Origin of the sequence: Auritidibacter sp. NML130574, from assembly GCF_003185725.2 — a bacterium.
GTDB classification, from domain to species: Bacteria; Actinomycetota; Actinomycetes; order Actinomycetales; family Micrococcaceae; genus Auritidibacter; species Auritidibacter ignavus.
Window position 1 is genome coordinate 1154877 of sequence record NZ_CP031746.1, and the last position, 18972, is coordinate 1173848.

Below are 18972 nucleotides of genomic sequence, written 5' to 3' on the forward strand. Positions count from 1 at the left end.
ATGAACGCGGTTCGGGCACGTCATCGTGCTCTTTGGTACCGCAGACAAGCACGGGGTCTGCTACTCACATGACCAGCAGACCCCTTGGCTCACTGACAGTCGATGACGTATCAGTGAGCGGTTTAGTAGGAGGAGTAACCGTCCTCGGTCAGCTCGTGCTTCTCGTTACCGGTGATGGCCGGGTTGAAGATCGACACCAGGATCAAGTCCTCGTTGTCGCCGCCCTTCAGGGTGTGGGCATCGTGCTCGTCGAGCACGTAAATGGTCCCTTCAGTGATCTTGTGCTCGGTACCGTCAGGCTCCACCACGGAACCGGAACCGCCGATGCAGTAGCAGGCCTCCAGGTGGTTGCGGTACTGCAGTTTGGAGGAACTGCCGGCCCGCACAACGGTATGGGCCACAGCAAATCCCATGTTGTCTTTGTCCACAAGCAGACGCTCGGAGGTTCCGCCACCCCATTCAACTTTTTCGACGTCGTCACGGCTACGAGTAAACATTATTCTCCTTCCGTTGTCGTCGCCCCGGGCGACAGGTCCGGCCCGGAGCGAACGCTTCTCTTTCTCACGTTAGGGGCCGGTTCACGTGGTGTCAGTATCTGAACGACGTGTTTCAGACACTGTTTAAAACCACACAGCCTGCATTCAGCACGTACCCGTTGAGATGGGCAACGGGTACGTGGGATCTGGTTAGGCCTCAATAATGATCGGCACGATCATTGGACGACGGCGTAGTTTGCGGTTCACCCACGATCCGATCGCTCGACGCATGACTTGCTGTAGCTGGTGATTGGTGTGCTTCTTATCGGAAGCGGCTGCCTCTTCCAGGGCTTTGATGATCTTGGGTTTGACCGATTCAAAGACGGTGTCATCTTCGGCCACACCTCGGGCGTGAATGTCGGGTCCGGAGACAATCTTTCCGGTTTGCCGGTTGATCACCGCAATCACCGAGATAAAGCCTTCTTCGCCCAACACCCGACGGTCCTTGAGATCTGCGTCGGTGATTTCGCCAATGGACTTACCGTCGACGTAGACATAGCTGCAGTCGATTTCGCCCACAATCTCGGCATGACCGTCTTTGAGGTCGACCACAGAACCGTCTTCGGCCAGAATCACCTTCTCGGTGGGAACCCCGGTGGCTTCGGCGATCCGACCGTTGGCGATCAGGTGGCGGACTTCCCCGTGGATCGGCATCACGTTGCGGGGTCGAACAATGTTGTAGCTATAGAGTAGTTCCCCTTGTGAAGCGTGGCCAGAGACGTGCACCTGGGCGTTGCCCTTGTGCACCACTTCGGCACCGAGTTTCATCAGGCCGTTGATCACCCGGAATACGGAGTTTTCGTTACCAGGGATCAGCGAGGACGCCAGCACGACCAAGTCCTCGGGCTGGATTTGGACCTGGTGGTCGCCGTTCGCCATCCGGGATAGGGCAGCCATGGGCTCGCCCTGGGAGCCGGTCGACATCAACACAATGCGGTTGTCGGGGTAGTCATCGACCTTCTTCATGTCGATAACGGTGTTGTCTGGGATGTTGAGGTAGCCCAAGTGGGCAGCGATTCCCATATTCCGCACCATCGAGCGACCGACGAAGGCCACTTTGCGCTGGTGCATCGCCGCGGCATCAAGGACCTGTTGGACACGGTGGACGTGGGAGGAGAAGCTAGCGACAATAATGCGTCGTTGTGCGCGTCCGAACAGCGATTCTAGCACCGGGCCGATGTCTTTTTCGGTGGTGGTAAAGCCGGGAACTTCGGCGTTGGTGGAATCAGTCATGAACAAGTCCACGCCTTCTTCACCCAATCGAGCGAAAGCGCGCAGGTCGGTGATGCGACCGTCAAGGGGCAACTGGTCCATCTTAAAGTCACCGGTGTGCAACACGGTGCCCGCCTCCGAGCGGATAAACAGCGCCAAGGCGTCGGGAATCGAGTGATTGACGGCGACGAATTCGAGTTCGAAGGGCCCGAGCTGTTCGAGCTGACCTTCCGTGACAGCCAGCGTGTAAGGAGTGATGCGGTGCTCTTCGAGTTTGGCTTCAATCAGGGCCAGGGTCAATTGCGAGCCCACCAGGGGGATATCGTCTTTCATCCGCAACAGGTAGGGTACCGCGCCGATGTGATCTTCGTGGCCGTGGGTGAGGACGATGCCGACCACATCGTCAAGACGATCGCGGATGTAGTCAAAATCTGGCAGGATCAGGTCAACACCGGGTTGTACTTCTTCAGGAAAGAGCACACCACAGTCAACGATGAGTAGTTTTCCGTTGAGCTCGAAGACGGTCATGTTGCGGCCAACATCGCCGAGCCCGCCCAGTGGCACAATGCGCATGGTTCCGCCAGGCAGTTGAGGAGGATGAGACAGCACTACTTGCTGTTCGTGGGGCATGAAGGTCCTTTCGGAAAAATATCAGAATGAAATATTTGTTTCGGCCAGGTCTGTACGGATGGCCTTGAGGTCTTCTTCGGTGGCCTCGGTAAGAGGCAGGCGCACGGTCGCCGATGAAATCAAGCCCTGACCGGCCAGGATGGCCTTCGAGGCGACGGCGCCCTGGTGGTGGGACATCACCGCGCGCTGGACCGGGTCGAGTTGAAAATGCAGTGCTCGGGCAGTAAGCAGGTCGCCCTCGTTCAAGGCGTCCACCATCGCACGGTAAGTCCCCGGGGCAATGTGAGCGCTGACCGAGATCACGCCAACAGCACCGGCAGCCATCAGCGGGAAAGTCATCAAATCGTCGCCGGAATAGACAAACAGGTCTGTTTCAGCCAGTACTGTGGTGGTCGATTGGTAGTCGCCCTTGGCATCTTTAAGCGCCAAAATATTGGGGTGATCGGCCAGAGCGACGATGGTCTCAGCGGCAATGGGACGCACCGAACGTCCGGGAATGTCGTAGAGGATCACTGGCACGTCAGTCGCCGAGGCCACGGTTTCAAAGTGTGCTTTGATACCGGCCTGCACTGGCTTGTTGTAGTAGGGAGTCACCAGCAACAACCCGTCAACGCCGGTGGCCGCAGCACGTCGGGAGAGTTCGGCTGAATGAGCCGTGTCGTTCATCCCGGTTCCGGCGATAATTTTGCACCTGTCGCCGACAGCTTCTTTGACTACCTGGTACATCAGCACGTTTTCATCATCCGTCAGCGTCGAAATCTCACCGGTGGTTCCGGTCACCACGAGTCCGTTGACTCCAGAATCCACCAAATGCGTGGCAAGTTTTTGAGCGGAGTCGGCATCCACCTGACCGTCGGCGGTGAATGGTGTCACCATAGCAACCAGGGTGGTACCGAAAACGTCTTCTGCTTGCTGACTCAAATCGCTCATGGACATAGCTTACCTGTGACGCACGCGGGGTACATCATTGCCGTACCGTCACTCTGTAAAGTTGTTCACGGCATCAGGTATTTCATCGTCACGCTGTCCCAGCATCCAGGCGGACCTTAAGAGGTGACGATCTAGACACAGGATGAGCACCCAACTATGGCTTCTTCTTCCTCAACCACGGGTTCGCCCTTTGGGCTCCGGCAACGACTGACCGGTATCGATGTCGCCCGCGCACTGGCGATTCTTGGCATGATTGCCGTTCACGTCTACCCGCTGAACGTCACGGATGCAGCCACCGGCCGTATCGTCCCCAGTTGGGTCGGGTGGATCGCGGCGGGGTCGTCTTCGGTGCTGTTCTGCGTTGTGGCGGGTGTTTCGGTGGTGTTGCTCAGTCGCAACGCGTCGACGGTGGGTTTCGGACAGATCGTGATTCGTTTGCTGTTACGAGCCACCGTGTTGGTATTGCTGGGTTTGACCCTGGGCCAGCTGGATTCCGGGGTTGCCGTGATCCTGGTGCACTACGGGGTGCTTTTCGTCATTGCCATCGCCTTCCTGAAGCTCTCGGCCAAGGTCTTGGGTGTGCTGGCGGTCAGCTGGTTGGTGCTGATGCCACTGCTGTTCGGAGTGCTCAACCGGTTCCTCCAGGCGGCTATGGGCCGAGTGGAGTACGTCAACAACTTTCGGCTATGGTCCAACCCGAATTTCATCTCGTTGTTGGAGCAACCGGGTGTCACGCTCTGGGACGTGCTGGTCTCGGGCTACTATCCGGTGCTCGTGTGGACCGGTTTCTTACTGCTGGGCATGTTTATCGCCAAGATGGACCTGCGGTCCTTTCCGGTGCATCTGTTGCTCTTCGGCGCGGGATTGCTGGTGGCTGGTCTGACACGTGCCGCCGGCTATGGGCTCGCATCGAATCCGGAGCGGCTCCGGCGGTGGAGCGAGCTGAGCTTCACCGACCCGGCCGAGGCCCCGGCTGCCGCACTGACCGGGTCGGGTATGGTCACTCAGTACCTTGTCGGTGATCCTTCCTGGTATGTGATGGTCGCTCCGCATTCCACGGCTCCCCTCGATGTGATCTCCACGGCCGGGATTGCCGTGGCGGTGATCGGGTTGTGTCTCATCCTCACCCAGCACACAGCGGGTCTGGGCGATAAGGTCCTCTATCCGCTGATCGGCGCCGGAGCCATTCCCCTGACCCTGTACGTCGCTCACGTGCTGGTCATGGCGGTGTTGGGCGATGAGGCCGGCTCCGAATGGACCGTGTTGCTGATCCAATGGGGCGCGTGCTTGATTCTGGGCACTGCACTTCGGATCGTGGGCTGGCGTGGCCCGTTGGAATTCCTCATACACGCGGTGTCCACGCATTTAATTGTGCTCAACCCGCCGGCTAAAGACTCCCGCTAGACCTTCTCACGGCACAGTGCCCCCATGGCTCAGTCGTGCCCGGCTTCCATCTTGATGGCCTTATTCAGCGCTTGTCGGGCACGACGTCGGTCACCGGCGGCATCATAGGCCAGTCCCAGGCGGAACCAGCTCCGCCAGTTCTCCGGATCGTTCTGGGTTTCTATTCGGTAGATCTCGAAATCCTCATCGGCAGCAGCCTGATCGATCTTGTTGTATTTTCCCCGCGGGAGGTCATCGACCGGCAAGCCACCTTCCTGGTCGAGAATTTTCGCCAACCGTTCGGTCCCGACCCCAAAACGCCATTCTCTCATCAACGCCCAGATCCCGAACAGGAGCATGACGATCACGGCCCAGCCGATCAGGTTGGCCAGGGTGGACTGGGAACTGATGAACCCGATCGCAGACGTCAATCCCAGGAAAATGAAAAGCAAGGCCAACACAATCAGTGCGATGGCCGCAATCTTATTCTTCATCGAGACTACTTTTACCTCAACTGACTCAGGTTTTAGTGCAGATCTAAATACGCATCCAACCCGTAGCTCAGCCCCGGGTTATCTGCTACCTGTCGCAAGCCGAGCAAAACACCGGGCATATAGGAGCTACGGTCGAAGGCATCGTGTCGCAAGACCAGCTGTTGCCCGGGACTACCCAGCAGCACCTCTTGGTGGGCTTCAAGCCCCGCCAGCCGGACCGCGTGGACGTGAATGTCGTCAATGGTCGCCCCGCGAGCACCGTGGGGATCCTGTTCGGTGGCATCGGGGCTGGGTGGAAGCTCGTGCTCGGCGCGGGCCTGGGCAATCATTGACGCCGTGCGGGTGGCAGTTCCGGAGGGAGCATCAACTTTATGAGGGTGATGCATTTCGATAATTTCAACCGAGTCGAAGTACCGTGCAGCTTGAGTGGCAAACTGGGTGGCCAGCACTGAGCCGATCGAAAAATTCGGAGCAATCAGCACTCCCACATCGGGGTGGTCCCCCAACTGTTGTTGGAGACGGTCCCGCTTCTCATCGGACCACCCGGAGGTTCCCACGACGGTGTGCAGGTCGTGTTCGACAGCGAACTGAACCACTGATTCAGACACCGACGGGACCGTGAGGTCCAACACGTGGGTGGCCTCGGAGTCAAGAATTTCTTCCAGCTGAGACTTTGAGTTCAGTTGAGCCACCAGGCGCATGTCCGGGGCTGCCTCGATGGCAGCCCCGGCATGCTGGCCCATTTTTCCGGTCGCGCCCACCAGGGCCACGTGAATATCTGTCTGTGAGGTCATGTCCCCCACTCTAGTGGCCGGGACTGGATGGGCGCTGACAGACACTGTTTAGAAGCGGTCAGTCTCGCTGAAGCTTCCGCGGCCGTCAGACTGGCCTGCAGAATAAGAGTGGGTTGGGGATTCCTCAGCCCCGAGCTGGTAGAACGGCTCGGTGAGGTTGTCGTGACGCCATGCCTGCCACCACGACACATGGCTCATCTGCCGGTCGATGTCTTCGGCCGAGGAGTCCATGCGCGGGTCGATCTGCAGGTAGCGCTTGGTTTCTCGTGCAATCAGTCCCGACATCGCCAGCAGGCCGATGATGTTCGGCACAGCCATCAAACCGTTGGTCAGGTCCGAGAAATCCCACACGATTTCCAGTGGCAAAGTACACCCCAGATAAATCACGATGCAGAACAGCACGCGGTAGGGCATCACCCAAGCGCGACCCAGCAGGCGTTCCACATTGCGCTCGCCGTAATAGGACCAGGCCAGCATGGTGGAATAGGCGAACAGGATCAGACCGATGGTGACGATCAGGTGGCCCCAGTTACCGGGAAGCCCTTCGGTGAAGGCGTTAGCGGTCATGATGGCGGCTTCTTGGCGTTCTCCGGCCTGCCAGGCTCCGGTGGTAATCAGCACCAGACCGGTGCAGGTCACCACAATGATGGTGTCGATAAAGGTCTGGGTCATCGAGACCAGGCCCTGGCGGACCGGGTGAGTGGTCTTGGCAGCTGCCGCGGCAATCGCGGCCGAGCCCATCCCCGACTCGTTCGAGAAAATACCGCGAGCCACACCGTACTGGATGGCAATAATCATCGCCGAGCCGGCGAAACCACCCACCGCAGAGGTTCCGGTGAAGGCATCGGTGAACACCATGCCAAGGGCCTCGGGAAGCTGACCGGCGTTAGCGATCAGCAGCCACAGTGAGCCCAGCACGTAGAAGACAATCATCACCGGCACCAGGGCGGAGGTGACATTCCCAATGGATTTAATACCGCCTAGCAAGACCACTAGCGTCAGAACCGTCAGGATCAGTCCGGTGATCCACGGTTCAACGTTGAACGAGTTCTCCACGTTGGAGGCAATGGAATTGCCCTGAGTCATATTGCCAATGCCGAAGGACGCGAAGAACGCAAAGATCGCGAACAGCAAGCCCAAGACTTTGCCGTACCAGCTTCCCAGTCCCCGTTCCAGGTAGTAGGCCGGGCCACCGGACTTTTCGCCCTTCGCATCATTGGTGCGGTAGAGCACACCCAAAAAGGCTTCGGAGTACTTAGTTGCCATACCCAATAGTGCGGTGACCCACATCCAAAACAAGGCGCCGGGTCCACCGATTGATAACGCCGTGGCCACCCCGACGATATTTCCGGTCCCCACTGTCGCTGCTAGCGCTGTGGTGAGCGCCTGGAACTGGGAGATATCTCCGTCATCAGAGTCGTCTTTACGCTGGACGAATCCCAGCTTCAGGGCGCGTCCCAGCGTTCGGAATTGAAGACCGCCGTAACGTACGGTCAGGTAGAGACCCGAGAGCAAAAGTAAGGGCATCAGAAAAAATGGTCCCCAGACAAAGTCTCGAATCGCCACGATCACTTCATGGATGGAATTGATCAGAGCGTCCATGCCGGTCCTTTAGTGTGAGTGTTTAACTGTTTATCGGTTGTCCGGCCCGACACTGATCTGTGTTCTGGGCGAGTCCGCCAGCAGCCGGGCCATCCCAACGACTTCGTCCGCTGAGACACCTGTGATTCTAGCCACAGAACCGTCTAAGTCAATGTATCGACGTACCTTATTGATATTGAGCGCGTAGCTCAGGTCGTGCCTCACGTATCGTGAGCGCGAAGCCATAGTGTGAACGCATGGATAAGGACATTGTCTCGATGAGTGCTCGGATTGAAGTCACCAAGCAATTACGTAGGGATTATCGCACGGGGTCCAAGGCGGAGAAGTCAGCGATTTTAGATCAGTTTTGTGCTTCCACTGGGTTGGGCCGGTCCACGGCCAGGCGGTATCTGACCTCGCAGACCATCGGGGTCAAAAACGTGGTGCGCATTGACCGTCGAAAGCATAAACCCACGAAGTATTCGGCGAATGCGAAAAAGCAGTTGATCCGGGTGTGGCGGTTGATGGGCATGCCCTCGGGCAAATACATGAAACCGGTGATGGAAGACTGGTTAGACGCGTTAGAAGCCCACGATGAGTTGGCGTTTGGCCGCTCCGGGTATAACCCCACGGTGCGTGCCCAGCTGGTGGCCATGAGTGCCGCCACGATTGACCGGTATCTCAAGGCCGAACGCGACCGGTTACGCCTCAAAGGCATCGCTACGACCAAGCCTGGGGCCTTGTTGCGCAACTCGATTACGGTGCGACAAGCCGGCGATGAGGTCGAAGACGAACCAGGGTTTTTCGAAACCGACACGGTGGCCCATTGCGGGCCAACCCTGCAAGGCGAATTCGCCCGCACCCTCACCATGACTGATGTGCGCACCGGGTGGGTGCACCTAGAAGTGCTCCGTCATAACGCCCAAGTGCACATCCTGGCAGGATTGGACCGGGCCGCAGCCGCCATCCCCTATGGGATCGCGGGCTTAGATTGTGACAACGGGTCAGAGGGCGGATTCAACTGGTCGTCGCAACACCTTGAGGTGAGAAAGGTGTTCAAGGATGGTGACCAAGGACTGGAGCATGAAGATCAGCGAGGTCCCGGAGGGGATGCGGCGGCAGTGGCGCGCGGACCGGGCGTTGCGGCCAGCAATGCGTTCTCCGGGCAGACCGCAGCCATCGAGGGCGGTGCAGCGACAATTCTGGCGCCTGATCGCGGCCGGGGTCACGACAGCGGAGGCAGCGCTGGCGGTGGGGTGTCGGTGCCGGTCGGATCGCGGTGGTTCCGTCACGCTGGCGGTATGCCACCGCTGACGTTGACGGAGCCAACTGGTCGTTATCTCAGTTTCGAGGAGCGAGAGGAGATCGCGATCTTGCGTGCTCAGGGACGCGGTGTCCGGTCGATCGCGCGTACCCTTGGGCGGGATCCGGGCACGATCAGTCGGGAGTTGCGCCGCAACGCTGCTACCCGCAGCGGGAAGCTGGAGTATCGCGCCACGGTGGCCCAATGGAAAGCCCAGGAGGCCGCGAAACGACCCAAGACCGCGAAGCTGGTGGCCAACCTGCGGCTTCGCGACTATGTCCAGGACAGACTCTCTGGGAAGGTCACTGGCCCGGACGGGACGCCGGTGGAAGGGCCGGTCACGCCGACGTGGAAGGGGTTGAACAAGCCTCGTCGGCAAGATCGACGGTGGGCCACCAGTTGGAGCCCGGAGCAGATCAGTCACCGCTTGAAGCTGGATTTCCCTGATGATGAGTCAATGCGTATCAGTCATGAGGCGATCTACCAGGCGTTGTTCATCGAAGGCCGCGGCGCACTGAAGCGTGAGCTGGTGGCTTGCCTGCGAACGGGCAGGGCGTTGCGACAGCCCCGTGAGCGTTCCCGGAACAAACCCGGCGGTCATGTCGGCGCCGAGGTCGTGATCAGCCAACGCCGAGCAGAAGCCGCTGATCGTGCTGTTCCAGGACACTGGGAAGGTGACCTGGTCATCGGGACCGGCCGCTGTGCGATCGGGACCTTGGTCGAGCGTCGCAGCCGCGCGACGGTCCTGGTCCACTTGCCCCGCCTCGACGGCTGGGGCGAGCACCCTCCGGTCAAGAACGGCCCCGCGCTGGGCGGCTACGGTGCAGTCGCGATGAACGCGGCTCTGGCCGCTGCGATCACGACCCTGCCCCAGCAGTTACGCAAGACGATCACCTGGGACCGCGGCAAGGAACTATCAGGACATGCCGCGTTCACTCTTGAGACTGGCACCAAGGTGTTCTTCGCTGATCCGCACTCCCCGTGGCAACGGCCCACCAACGAGAACACCAACGGCCTGCTACGTCAGTACTTCCCCAAGGGCACCGACCTGTCCCGCTGGAGCGCAGACGACCTCGAAGCGGTGGCCCACACCCTCAACAACAGACCCCGCAAGACCCTCGGCTGGAAGACCCCCGCCGAAGTCTTCGGCGAAGCACTACAATCCCTGAAACAGGCCGGTGTTGCAACCACCGGTTGAACCTGCCCAGTATACTTCAGATGAATTCATTAATTATTCTCAACAACACGGATTTATCCAGTCGATGGGCAGGACCGGGGTCTGTTGGGACAACGCCGCCGCGGAGTCATTCTTCGCGACGTTGAAGAACGAAATGTATCACCAGCAGGTCTTCACCACTCGGGGCAGGGCGCGGTTCGCTGTGGCCGAGTACATCGAGGTGCTCACAACCGTCGTAGACCACACTCCAGCCTCGGATATCGCACCCCAGCACGAGCCTGGGCCGACCACCACGAACCCACCACCGCGGACCCACCCGCAGCGGCCTGAAACACAAGAAAAACACCGAGAGACTGTACGAAATCCTTGACACAGCCCACATCTGTCATGGTCATCATCATGTCCTCTCATCGATGACTCTGTACACAAACAATCTGACACCCTCGAATCGACCGATCGGCCTGGTTGCTTAGTTCCACCGCAACGTCATCGCTAGCGACTCATCCACGCCAGCCCGCAGAGTCCGCGCATACGTCACCCAGGGCATCACTGACCTCAGCAGGAGCAGTCGCAGCATGGGTCAATCCAGTGCAGGCCGCAAAGCACTAGCAACCATGGGACGCAGAGGCGGACAACAAGCAGCAAAACGCTGGAAAGACCCAACCCAAAAGCAGTATCAAAAAGCTGCGCGGGCCCCACTAGCAAAGGCCAACGAGCTGAGAACTTACAGTACAGAAGAGCACAAAGGCCAAATACTTGCACTAGTGGCGCGTTTTCGACGGCAGGGTTTAGAAACGCCTGCAACAAAAGAGATTGCAGCAGAATTGGGTCTTAGTATCCGGCGGGTCCAAGAGCTTCGGAAAGAGCTGGGGTTGCCAGCAAAACGTGGCCGTCCGAGAACCACTAAATAAAAGCGCGATGCCGTAGGCAGTTAACGGTTCCCCCCCCTCCTGGGGCCTACTCTCTACGCTCACTACGCCAACCAGCGAGCTGCTGAGCGGCCCTCGCACGTGAAACTAGGCCAAAAGAACGGAAAGGAGTGCCCGCAGCTAGCAGCAGTGCAGTAAACCCTCGTCGGCATCGGCTGTTAAACAGTGCGCAAGCCAGGCGCCACTTACCGTTGCGACTCATAGAGTGGCGATGGACGACAGGTGTGGCGTCTCGCAACGGATGGCTTGCAAGACGTCTCACTCAAAGTTTTTAGGCTCACACGACTTCAAGCATTTGGGTGTCTTGCAGCTCTGCCTTGCAACGAAAGTCTAGAATGGTGTCAACAACGTGGGTTGCAAGACAGGTTGAGGTGGCATGAAGAAACTTATTGGGTATGCGCGAGTGTCAACGCGCAGCCAGCAGGCCGACCGGCAAATCGAGGACTTCTTAATGGTCGCTGGTGTTCGGCGCGATGACCTGTATGTCGACCATGGCGTCTCTGGTGCTCGAACCTCCCGGCCGGGATTCGATCAAGCTCTTGCGGCACTACAGTCTGGGGACACGTTGGTGATTGCCACCTTGGACCGGTTGGGTCGGTCCACCCAGAGTATGCTGACGTTTGCCCAGCAGCTGCGGGATCGCGGTGCGGGGTTGCGGGTGCTCAACCTGGGCGGTGGGGATGTGGATACCTCCACCCCGATGGGGGTCGATGGTGTTCACGGTGATGGCCGCGTTGGCGCAGATGGAATTGGATATCAAGCGTGAACGTATCACCGATTCGGTGGCGAAACGCCGGGCCGCTGGCAAAGATCTCGGCGGCCGACGCCGAGCCTTTACCGACAGTCAGATCCGGAACACAATGAAACTCATCGACGCCGGAGAGCCAGCTACCCAAGTGGCTCGTGATTTTGGCATGTCCCGAGCCACCCTGTACCGGCGCATCCAACAGCTGCCCGTCGGCGACAGCTGATCGCCATCACCGATAATGCGGTGAAACCGCCAAACGAAGCAGTGAAACCCCGCCAAATGAAGTTAACAGTCACACCGTAGAGATACCCTACGACCAAGGTTAAGCGACTACGAAATTATATGTATCAAATGCAGATTCTCCACGGCTGAAAGTCGTTTCGATCGGGTCTAGGCTAAACCCTTGGGCCTCTACGGCGTTGATGATGTGGTTCGCCCCTAGGAAGAGCACTGTTTCGGTTACATCAAGACTTCCTGCTGGCGATTCGTCGACGTGGGTAGTGACGTGTAGAATATCTCGATCACGCCGCAGCACCATTCGACCGGTCAGATGGTTATGGTTGAAGGGGATTTCCGACTCTTGAAGTAGGCTGGTGTAAACACCAAATGAGTATGCTTCAAATATCAGCACACCACCCGGGCGAAGTACTTCTCTTACATTTTTTATGGCCGATGTGAACTCGGAAATTGATGTCACGCACATCAGGGATCCCCGGCTAGCCAAGGCAAGATCAAAACTCCCGTGAACCCGCAAGCTGGTCAAGAAATCGGCTTCCCTTAATGAGACGTGGTGGGGTAAAGCGTGTTTACTCGCCTCGTTTAACATATCTGGGGAATTATCCATAGCCACAACGGATTCAGCGTAGTTACTCCAACGTCTTAAAACATCGCCGGTGCCCGTTCCGATATCGATAACGCGTTTATTCCTTACGTAGGGAAGGTACTTTTGAGCCACTTTTTGTGCAGCCTCATCACCTCCAACCAACAAATCGTATATGTCCACTGATTCACCTGAATATGCATTGGGCATGACTGAGGCGCTCCTTCCGGCGAACAATCCCACTGTTTCGTGATTTGCTGTTGGTAAATTGCACCTGGCACCGAAAACATGACAGCGAAAACTTAAACTTTACTTTCGGCCACAAGTTGCGTGCAGGTCTGAATTGCTCCCGGAAAATTTACTCCACTGCTTCGTTTTTCTCTGGAAATCGTTACTGCTCCTTCGAGGCGGGGAGCAAAGCGTATGTTCGAACGGGTTTTCAGGAGAGAAAGGTAATGGTCGACTACCTCGTTGTTTTGAGGGATCGCGTCCGCTATGACAATAGGTAATCTCGTGACCTGCAACATCATCAAGGCCGGAGAGTCGGCTCGGCCTTGCGACAGTCGCATGATCATATCCAGACTTGCAGGAAAGACCAGAAAGCACTCTGAGCCATAACTTTCACCCTTGCTCCATTGAACGGGCGGCGGGGGCTGGTCGTGCCATTCATCTATCCAGATCCTGCCGTTCACTAGATTTGTTAGGGCATCGAAGGTAACAAACTGTAAGGCGTTTGTGGATACTGATGCATTTACTCGCACCTTTGGGTTAATGGTCCGAAACCAATGAATCCACCATGGCGTTAGAGCAGCGGCAATGGTCCCGCATATGTGGATGTGTAGCTCAGTGCCCTCGTAGCGCCCGGTTTCTTCTTGCATGCTTATTTGAATCTCTTTCTCCGTTACTGCACGTCAATCCAGTCTGACACTACGATTGGCTGCATATTTTCTTCGTTGTCTTTACTGGGGAAATAATTAATCAGCAGAAACTGTGTGGAGGTAAAATTGTTTTCTCTGGCATCGCGTTTAGCAGCTCCAGACACTATCTCGTATGCAGAACTAGATAAAACGATGGCAAAGTCAGAATAGTTTGAGCTCATTAAACTAATCTGTTGCATCGCATCGAAAAGCGCTTTAGGTCCCCTACTGCCTGGGTTCCAGAGGGTTTCCAAGAGTCCGTGACTGTTGGACGGTGTTATATCGCTCCAGTTCGTGGGATTCCCTGAGCCAGATTCCCCATCGACATGTCGCACAAGTAAGTGAACGTTTTGGATCCCGGGATTCGGAGCAAAGAACCTCCAACCAGGAACCGTCCAGCCAAAAACGAATTTCTTCATGTTCTGATTAAAGGACTCGGGGGTATTTTGCAACACTGTTGCCGTCATGTGGGCGCCGAGGATACAAGAAATGCTCGCAGTGGCAACCTTGGTTAATTTACTCATTGCGCTCCAGAAATGTATGCATGTGCTTTACAATGACCTCTGCGTGATTACGGTCACCTAGCATGCTTCTATGCGTGCTACCGGATATGTGTTCAACCTCGCAGTCGAGCTGCTTAGCAACTTCCATAGCTTCGCCGTAGTATTCATCTGAAGCTATAACGAGTCGCTGCGGTATGGATCCCAGATCTTCTTGGAACTCGTCCACGCTAAAGGAAAAGTATTCTTTCGTTGCGTTAATTATATTGGGCGGGAAGAAGACAGAGGTGACATAAGAAAACTGCACGTCTGGGGTATAACTGGCTTGCCGTTCCACAGCGTTGGGGGCCCAATTATAGAATCCGAAGAGGCTGGCTAGCAATGTTATTGCTTGACTTTGAAGAAATGCTCCTGCCTTTTTCCTGTCCGTTCGGTGTTCTTCCAGATGCCCCGGGTCTGTTCCGTCGAGAACTACTAAAGACTCGATCCTTTCTCTCAGGTGTGAGTTTTTAGCGATTGCAAGAGCTGACAATAACCCAATGGAATGGGTAACCAGCACGATCGGTGCCGTTTCGGAAACATTATTTAGAATCGCTGAGACAACCGCATTATGGTCTGCTTTTTTGTCAGTTTGTCCGTATCCTGGTCGATGGTAGCGAATAACAGTGTCGGTCTTACTGAGGAGTTCTGTGATCCAGCTCCACGACTCCATTGGTTCACCCAGCCCGTTTTCTAGAAGGAAAATACGGCCTGATTCGTGATGGCTTGACCTCACAGGGCCGTTAAGCTGGTACTCCACAAGGTGTCCGGCAGCAGTCCTGGTGAAATCGGAACCTTTACCTCCGATTCCGTTCCGCCGCGCTAGCAAAGTCTGGCGCTTTTCAGTGACATTTACCACGCTTCCAATAAGAATCCCGCCCACCGCTAGTGCAGTAAGCCCCTCCAGCTGGCCGCTATCAGACTGCCGTGAGCGCGTAAGCATGTAGCTTACTGCGCCGTGGGCTCCCAAGTATCCCCAAAGAAACCTGGGGAGTTCCATGGTGAGTGCAACAGCAAGATGAAACAACTTCACTATATTTAAAAACTGTGTAGCTATACTTGGGGGCAGAAGGTAAATTACAGGAAATAATGTTTCCCATACGACGGTAAATCTAGTGACGACTCTGCAAAGTGTGGGAAACCGTTTGAGTACTTTGGCTAGTGGGCCATTTCCATAGTTCTCAGTTTGCAGGATTTCATACAAAGCATCACCTTGTACCCAACTACTTCCAAACGTTTTGGATAACCCAGACGTCGCGTAGCTCGTGGCTGTTTGAAAGTTAATCGCTCGAAGGAGCAGGTCGTCGGACTTTTGCCGGTTGGGGATTAGCGATGTAAGGACCCGGTACTGGAAAATGAGCGAAGACATCTGGTCCGCACCGTCACGTCCATAGGGGGTACGGAGTTCACTGAGCGTACTTGAGATGGCCAATATCAGTGAGGTAGTAACTTGCACTGCTCGGCTTTTCGGTTTCAGTAACATCAGGCTAGCTGCCCCCAGGGAAGCAGCGGAGAATACTTTCGGACTATACTTGCTATCCAGTGCCCTGAGAAAAGTTCCTTTTAGACCCGTGCCTTTGTATTCGCGTGAAGAGAGTCCTCTCAAGTAACCTTCAGAGTCGTGTTCGCCTCTTATTGATAATGATTCTAAGGCAGCCAGGATCTGCCCAATCGCAAGTGGTCGAAATGTTTGTTGCAAAGCTGTCTGCTGAGCTTGCGTTGCTAGCAACCTTTTCTGTTTTCTACGTTTGAATAACATTTCCTGCTGTCATTGTGTGTAGTGGGGCGTTATACGGCGGGATTGCCGCGATTGAATGAGGGTGACGAGCCCTATTAGGCAGCTCGTCACCCTCATGGGGTCATGCAACAACGCAAATCAGCAGATGAGGCAAATAGTACTTCCCTGCACAACGTACTGAGCAGCGTGGGGCGTAGCAGGTGTTACACCAGGTGTAGCCATTGCAGGTGTTTCGGCTGCTGTTACGAATCCTGGGGTTGCTTCCTTGAATGTTTCATTGGCGAACTGCTGAACGATGTCGATTTCGATTGACATACTCTCCTCCTTGTGTGATAAATGCTGGCAGGTCACTTTTCACAGTATCGAAGTTGGCTGCTGGCGAGCAAGGGATTCTGCGCTTTAGGGGATTTAGTGGAGGAGCGGCTTATTAACACCGGTAAACAGTCGATTAAATATGATGGAAACAACCATAGCCTTGTCGTGAAGGATTTACTTGTCGGGCACGATGGGCAAGCAATATGTGGTCCTGTATCTATGTCTATTGGTCCGGGTGAGTGTGTATTGGTGGTAGGTCGTAACGGGACGGGGAAAACCACGCTGCTGCACACACTGGCTGGACGCCTCCCCCCGGTAGGAGGAATGTTGAACGCTTTCCAAAAACCATTGAATTCTGCTTCGGTGCTCTGGCGGAAAAATGCATCGGTTTTATTCGACGACGAATACTTTTTCCCTAATCTGACGGTTCGTGAACATCTGCAGGCAGTGTCCTTGGCTCACGGGTTGCCCGGCCCCCGAGAGGCTGTTGAGGAAGCCCTTGAAACTTGGGGATTGGCTGGGCGTTCCTCTGTTTTTCCTACTCATTTATCATCTGGTCAGAAGCGGAGACTTCTTCTCGCATCTTCTTTTCTCCGCCCCTCAAAACTGATAATTATGGACGAACCAGAACAACGACTTGATCCTGCCATGCGCGATTATGTGGTCTCTCGACTGGCTGGGCAGCTTCAAAACGGTGCGGCCATAGTGTTAGCAACGCATGACCCAATCGTAGCCGAGGGTATGAATGCTGAGTGCCTCCAAATCTCGGCAGACGGCGGGTGTGATTTTGTTCCACGCCGAGAAGGTTTAGCAGTACTGCGTGGGAGCCACGAGTGAGTAGTGTTACACGTCATTGGACAGGACACTCGGCCGATGTGGTCATGGAATTCATCCGGCGTGTCTCACGGGAGAATGATTCACGCACCGGGTCTGAACGATTTCAAGACTGGTACTTTTGGGTGATATTGGCAGCAAGCGTGGTAGCAGTATTCGTGACATTTTTGGTCAACGCTTCAACACTGATTGGTCCGGGTATTCTCACTCCGGAAATTGGTGCACCTATAGCTGGCCTATCTTCAGACTATGTGGCGTTCGTGGTGGCCTTCGGCCTCAGCATTCTGTTTGCGTGTATTTGGGGTGTGTTTTGCAGCCAGCTTGGTCCTGTTTCCATGCCATTTCATGTACTGATCTGGTTGTTTCAAGCACCGATCGACACCCTACGTCTGCTGGGCCGTCGACAGCGCTGGGTACTTTTCAGCTCAGTTGTTATTGGCTTGGTGGGCGGAGTCTGTTGCTCCCTACCCATTCTTATGTTGGATTCTATGCGGCTCATAGAAGTCATTAGCTGCGCCTTGCTATGTGCTATTGGTTGTACCATTGCGGGGGTGCTATCGGTAAGGCGTCAAACCATGAAAGACATTTCGAGTCCTTTCGAGACCCACAAACCTTTCCCCGTGCCCAACCTCAGCTGGTATCAACTCGAGGCTTCAGCCGGGAAAAGCATGCTGTTGCAGTGGTCTGCTAGTGCTTTGCGGCCTTTTGAAGTGCTACGTATGTTCTTCGTCGGCACTCCTTCCACCTCTAGGAGCAAGGAAGGTTTCTCACACCGCCTTCTGGGCAAGCCTGCCTGGGTGGTAGCGACCATGGATTGGCGGGTATGGCGCAGACACCCATACGCGGTTGCAGCACTCTTGGTTACTGGATTATATACTGTTGCTTTGGCTGTCTCGCCGGTGCATGAGGCCCCGTTTCTTTTCCTGATTATACTTTTTGTAGGAACCTACCTTGCGGCAGAAGTGTCTAGCTTAAGCGGACGTCAGGATGAGAATAGTCGAAACAAATACGACCAGTTGCCCCTTTCAAAGCGGACAGAAAGTATTGCGCATCTGATCGTACCCAGTGTGCTCATGACAGGTTGGACCCTAGTCACTTGGGGCGTCATTGGTATCGCCTTTGGCCAGCCCCAGGTTCTTGCATCCGCCGTTGTGGTTGGCATTGGTATGGGGGCAGTCAGCAACTACAATGCCCGAAGGCAAGGCGCTCGATGGGGTGCTGAGACCTACCTTGCTACCCCCCTTGGGCCAGTCCCCATTATTAGTATCATCAACTTCTTTAAAGGAGCTGCACTTGCTCTAGCGGTGATAGTTCCAGGAGCGAATCTAATGTTTGCAACGGAGGGCTTGATGGCCTGGCTATGCGTCTCTATCTTCGCATGTGCTATTTCCTTCGTTGTTTCGGTGAGCGCAGGTCAGAAATAGTTGAGGTTGGGACTTCTAGCGGATATCGCTGATTTTGAACGCGCTAAGATCCGGGAGCGGCAAGCCGAAGGGATTGCTATTGCCAAAGCGAAAGGTAAGTATGCGCGGCAGCCGAAGCTGATTGAAGAGGACGTGGAGCAAATTCACGTTTTGCTGCAGCTTGGTCATGAAAAGACTGAGATCGCACGACAATTTCAGGTCTCTCGTCAGACGGTCTACAACGCTTTAAAGCGCCACCCTGATGCCAACAGATAATGGGGCAGGTGGGCCTGTCATGGATGAAAATTACCGAAAAACTACCGTTTATTTACCGCACCAATACCGCAATGGGGGCGACGTTAGTCGCGTCCGAAGCGTTGGTAGGCGGCTTGTCGGGTGGTTTCCAGTGCTGCGCCGATGACTGTCCAGGAGTCTCCGGCTTCGCGTGCTTGCTGTACTGCTTCGCGTAGGTCGGCTTCGGCTTGTGCGAGGTTGGCTCGGGCGGCACGGATGTTGCGGAAGTGTGTGGCGTCTTGGGCAGGGGTGACTGTGAACCGTCCTGGGTTTTGTGGCTCTTCACAATCGAGGGTGTAGACGGGGGTCTCGGGGAAGTGGCGCGTCGATAGCTGGATAGAGGTCGAGGCCTTCCGATGATGGAAGTTCCTACACAAGCCATCTGAAAGACCTCG

Annotated in this window: 18 protein-coding genes and 3 pseudogenes; 8 read left to right on the plus strand and 13 right to left on the minus strand. The window is 55.8% G+C overall.

What is annotated here, in order from left to right; genetic code table 11:
* Positions 1-122 precede the first annotated feature (122 nt).
* The 3 genes from DCC27_RS05200 to dapA form a co-directional block, all read right to left on the minus strand.
* Positions 123-497: an ectoine synthase gene (locus tag DCC27_RS05200; RefSeq protein ID WP_110099579.1), complete on the minus strand. Its 375-nt coding sequence runs from the start codon at positions 495-497 to the stop codon at positions 123-125.
* 189 nt (positions 498-686) lie between these two features.
* Positions 687-2378 (minus strand): ribonuclease J, encoded by a 1692-nt coding sequence (locus DCC27_RS05205; RefSeq protein ID WP_110110879.1) that lies wholly within the window; start codon positions 2376-2378, stop codon positions 687-689.
* 21 nt (positions 2379-2399) lie between these two features.
* Entirely contained in the window at positions 2400-3308 is a 909-nt protein-coding gene (gene dapA / locus DCC27_RS05210) for a 4-hydroxy-tetrahydrodipicolinate synthase (protein ID WP_110110885.1), read from the minus strand.
* Between the two features lie 156 nt (positions 3309-3464).
* Here dapA and DCC27_RS05215 point away from each other — a divergent pair, with 156 nt between their 5' ends.
* Positions 3465-4712, plus strand: coding sequence for a heparan-alpha-glucosaminide N-acetyltransferase domain-containing protein (locus DCC27_RS05215; protein ID WP_110110878.1), 1248 nt, complete (start codon positions 3465-3467; stop codon positions 4710-4712).
* A 29-nt stretch (positions 4713-4741) separates the two neighbouring features.
* On the opposite strand, the gene DCC27_RS05220 is transcribed toward DCC27_RS05215, so the two are convergent.
* The 4 genes from DCC27_RS05220 to DCC27_RS12410 form a co-directional block, all read right to left on the minus strand.
* Positions 4742-5185: a hypothetical protein gene (locus DCC27_RS05220; RefSeq protein WP_110110877.1), complete on the minus strand. Its 444-nt coding sequence runs from the start codon at positions 5183-5185 to the stop codon at positions 4742-4744.
* Positions 5186-5217: 32 nt separating this feature from the next.
* Entirely contained in the window at positions 5218-5979 is a 762-nt protein-coding gene (gene dapB / locus DCC27_RS05225) for a 4-hydroxy-tetrahydrodipicolinate reductase (protein ID WP_110110876.1), read from the minus strand.
* A gap of 48 nt (positions 5980-6027) precedes the next feature.
* The gene (locus tag DCC27_RS05230; protein WP_110110875.1) at positions 6028-7581 is read right to left on the minus strand and encodes a sodium:alanine symporter family protein; all 1554 of its coding nucleotides are present in this window, start codon (positions 7579-7581) and stop codon (positions 6028-6030) included.
* A gap of 340 nt (positions 7582-7921) precedes the next feature.
* On the minus strand, positions 7922-8227 hold the full coding sequence (locus tag DCC27_RS12410) for a hypothetical protein (protein WP_246840147.1): 306 nt from the start codon (positions 8225-8227) through the stop codon (positions 7922-7924).
* Positions 8228-8643: 416 nt separating this feature from the next.
* On the opposite strand from DCC27_RS12410, the pseudogene DCC27_RS05235 reads away from it, so the two are divergent.
* The 4 genes and pseudogenes from DCC27_RS05235 to DCC27_RS05245 all read left to right on the plus strand — a co-directional run bounded on the left by DCC27_RS05235 (position 8644) and on the right by DCC27_RS05245 (position 11940).
* Positions 8644-10061: pseudogene (locus tag DCC27_RS05235) on the plus strand (IS30 family transposase).
* A 61-nt stretch (positions 10062-10122) separates the two neighbouring features.
* A pseudogene (locus tag DCC27_RS05240) lies at positions 10123-10370 on the plus strand (integrase core domain-containing protein); the annotation flags it as partial.
* A 245-nt stretch (positions 10371-10615) separates the two neighbouring features.
* A complete protein-coding gene (locus tag DCC27_RS12090; protein WP_148707508.1) occupies positions 10616-10951 on the plus strand; it encodes a hypothetical protein in 336 nt (111 codons plus the stop codon).
* A gap of 394 nt (positions 10952-11345) precedes the next feature.
* Positions 11346-11940: pseudogene (locus DCC27_RS05245) on the plus strand (recombinase family protein).
* A gap of 99 nt (positions 11941-12039) precedes the next feature.
* Here the strand turns inward: DCC27_RS05245 and DCC27_RS05250 are convergent.
* From DCC27_RS05250 to DCC27_RS12095, 5 genes are all read right to left on the minus strand, one after another.
* Positions 12040-12747 (minus strand): class I SAM-dependent methyltransferase, encoded by a 708-nt coding sequence (locus tag DCC27_RS05250; RefSeq protein WP_110111035.1) that lies wholly within the window; start codon positions 12745-12747, stop codon positions 12040-12042.
* Positions 12748-12839: 92 nt separating this feature from the next.
* Positions 12840-13415 (minus strand): CypD family RiPP peptide-cysteine decarboxylase, encoded by a 576-nt coding sequence (locus DCC27_RS05255; RefSeq protein WP_110111036.1) that lies wholly within the window; start codon positions 13413-13415, stop codon positions 12840-12842.
* A 23-nt stretch (positions 13416-13438) separates the two neighbouring features.
* Positions 13439-13978 carry a DUF5819 family protein gene (locus DCC27_RS05260; RefSeq protein WP_110111037.1) on the minus strand — a complete coding sequence of 180 codons (540 nt, stop codon included), beginning with the start codon at positions 13976-13978 and terminating at the stop codon, positions 13439-13441.
* Positions 13971-15197 (minus strand): alpha/beta fold hydrolase, encoded by a 1227-nt coding sequence (locus DCC27_RS05265; protein ID WP_168186076.1) that lies wholly within the window; start codon positions 15195-15197, stop codon positions 13971-13973. The genes DCC27_RS05260 and DCC27_RS05265 overlap by 8 nt, the downstream gene beginning before the upstream one ends.
* Before the next feature lie 672 nt (positions 15198-15869).
* Complete coding sequence (locus DCC27_RS12095) at positions 15870-16046, minus strand: cypemycin family RiPP (protein WP_148707509.1); 177 nt, start codon at positions 16044-16046, stop codon at positions 15870-15872.
* A 21-nt stretch (positions 16047-16067) separates the two neighbouring features.
* Here DCC27_RS12095 and DCC27_RS05270 point away from each other — a divergent pair, with 21 nt between their 5' ends.
* From DCC27_RS05270 to DCC27_RS05280, 3 genes are all read left to right on the plus strand, one after another.
* Complete coding sequence (locus DCC27_RS05270; RefSeq protein ID WP_110111039.1) at positions 16068-16883, plus strand: ABC transporter ATP-binding protein; 816 nt, start codon at positions 16068-16070, stop codon at positions 16881-16883.
* 155 nt (positions 16884-17038) lie between these two features.
* Positions 17039-18304, plus strand: coding sequence for a hypothetical protein (locus DCC27_RS05275; RefSeq protein ID WP_148707510.1), 1266 nt, complete (start codon positions 17039-17041; stop codon positions 18302-18304).
* A 6-nt stretch (positions 18305-18310) separates the two neighbouring features.
* On the plus strand, positions 18311-18559 hold the full coding sequence (locus DCC27_RS05280; protein ID WP_246840148.1) for a helix-turn-helix domain-containing protein: 249 nt from the start codon (positions 18311-18313) through the stop codon (positions 18557-18559).
* Between the two features lie 83 nt (positions 18560-18642).
* On the opposite strand, the gene DCC27_RS12305 is transcribed toward DCC27_RS05280, so the two are convergent.
* Positions 18643-18954 carry a hypothetical protein gene (locus DCC27_RS12305; RefSeq protein WP_210403487.1) on the minus strand — a complete coding sequence of 104 codons (312 nt, stop codon included), beginning with the start codon at positions 18952-18954 and terminating at the stop codon, positions 18643-18645.
* Between the last annotated feature and the right edge of the window lie 18 nt (positions 18955-18972).

What these genes read in the sequence shown, in the direction of transcription:
- dapB (WP_110110876.1), bottom strand. Translation starts at nt 5,979, where the DNA reads ATGACCTCACAGACAGATATTCACGTGGCCCTGGTGGGCGCGACCGGA.
- DCC27_RS05205 (WP_110110879.1), bottom strand. Translation starts at nt 2,378, where the DNA reads ATGCCCCACGAACAGCAAGTAGTGCTGTCTCATCCTCCTCAACTGCCT.
- DCC27_RS12090 (WP_148707508.1), top strand. Translation starts at nt 10,616, where the DNA reads ATGGGTCAATCCAGTGCAGGCCGCAAAGCACTAGCAACCATGGGACGC.
- DCC27_RS05260 (WP_110111037.1), bottom strand. Translation starts at nt 13,978, where the DNA reads ATGAGTAAATTAACCAAGGTTGCCACTGCGAGCATTTCTTGTATCCTC.
- DCC27_RS05200 (WP_110099579.1), bottom strand. Translation starts at nt 497, where the DNA reads ATGTTTACTCGTAGCCGTGACGACGTCGAAAAAGTTGAATGGGGTGGC.
- DCC27_RS05215 (WP_110110878.1), top strand. Translation starts at nt 3,465, where the DNA reads ATGGCTTCTTCTTCCTCAACCACGGGTTCGCCCTTTGGGCTCCGGCAA.
- DCC27_RS05230 (WP_110110875.1), bottom strand. Translation starts at nt 7,581, where the DNA reads ATGGACGCTCTGATCAATTCCATCCATGAAGTGATCGTGGCGATTCGA.
- dapA (WP_110110885.1), bottom strand. Translation starts at nt 3,308, where the DNA reads ATGAGCGATTTGAGTCAGCAAGCAGAAGACGTTTTCGGTACCACCCTG.
- DCC27_RS05250 (WP_110111035.1), bottom strand. Translation starts at nt 12,747, where the DNA reads ATGCCCAATGCATATTCAGGTGAATCAGTGGACATATACGATTTGTTG.
- DCC27_RS05255 (WP_110111036.1), bottom strand. Translation starts at nt 13,415, where the DNA reads ATGCAAGAAGAAACCGGGCGCTACGAGGGCACTGAGCTACACATCCAC.
- DCC27_RS12095 (WP_148707509.1), bottom strand. Translation starts at nt 16,046, where the DNA reads ATGTCAATCGAAATCGACATCGTTCAGCAGTTCGCCAATGAAACATTC.
- DCC27_RS05220 (WP_110110877.1), bottom strand. Translation starts at nt 5,185, where the DNA reads ATGAAGAATAAGATTGCGGCCATCGCACTGATTGTGTTGGCCTTGCTT.
- DCC27_RS05270 (WP_110111039.1), top strand. Translation starts at nt 16,068, where the DNA reads ATGCTGGCAGGTCACTTTTCACAGTATCGAAGTTGGCTGCTGGCGAGC.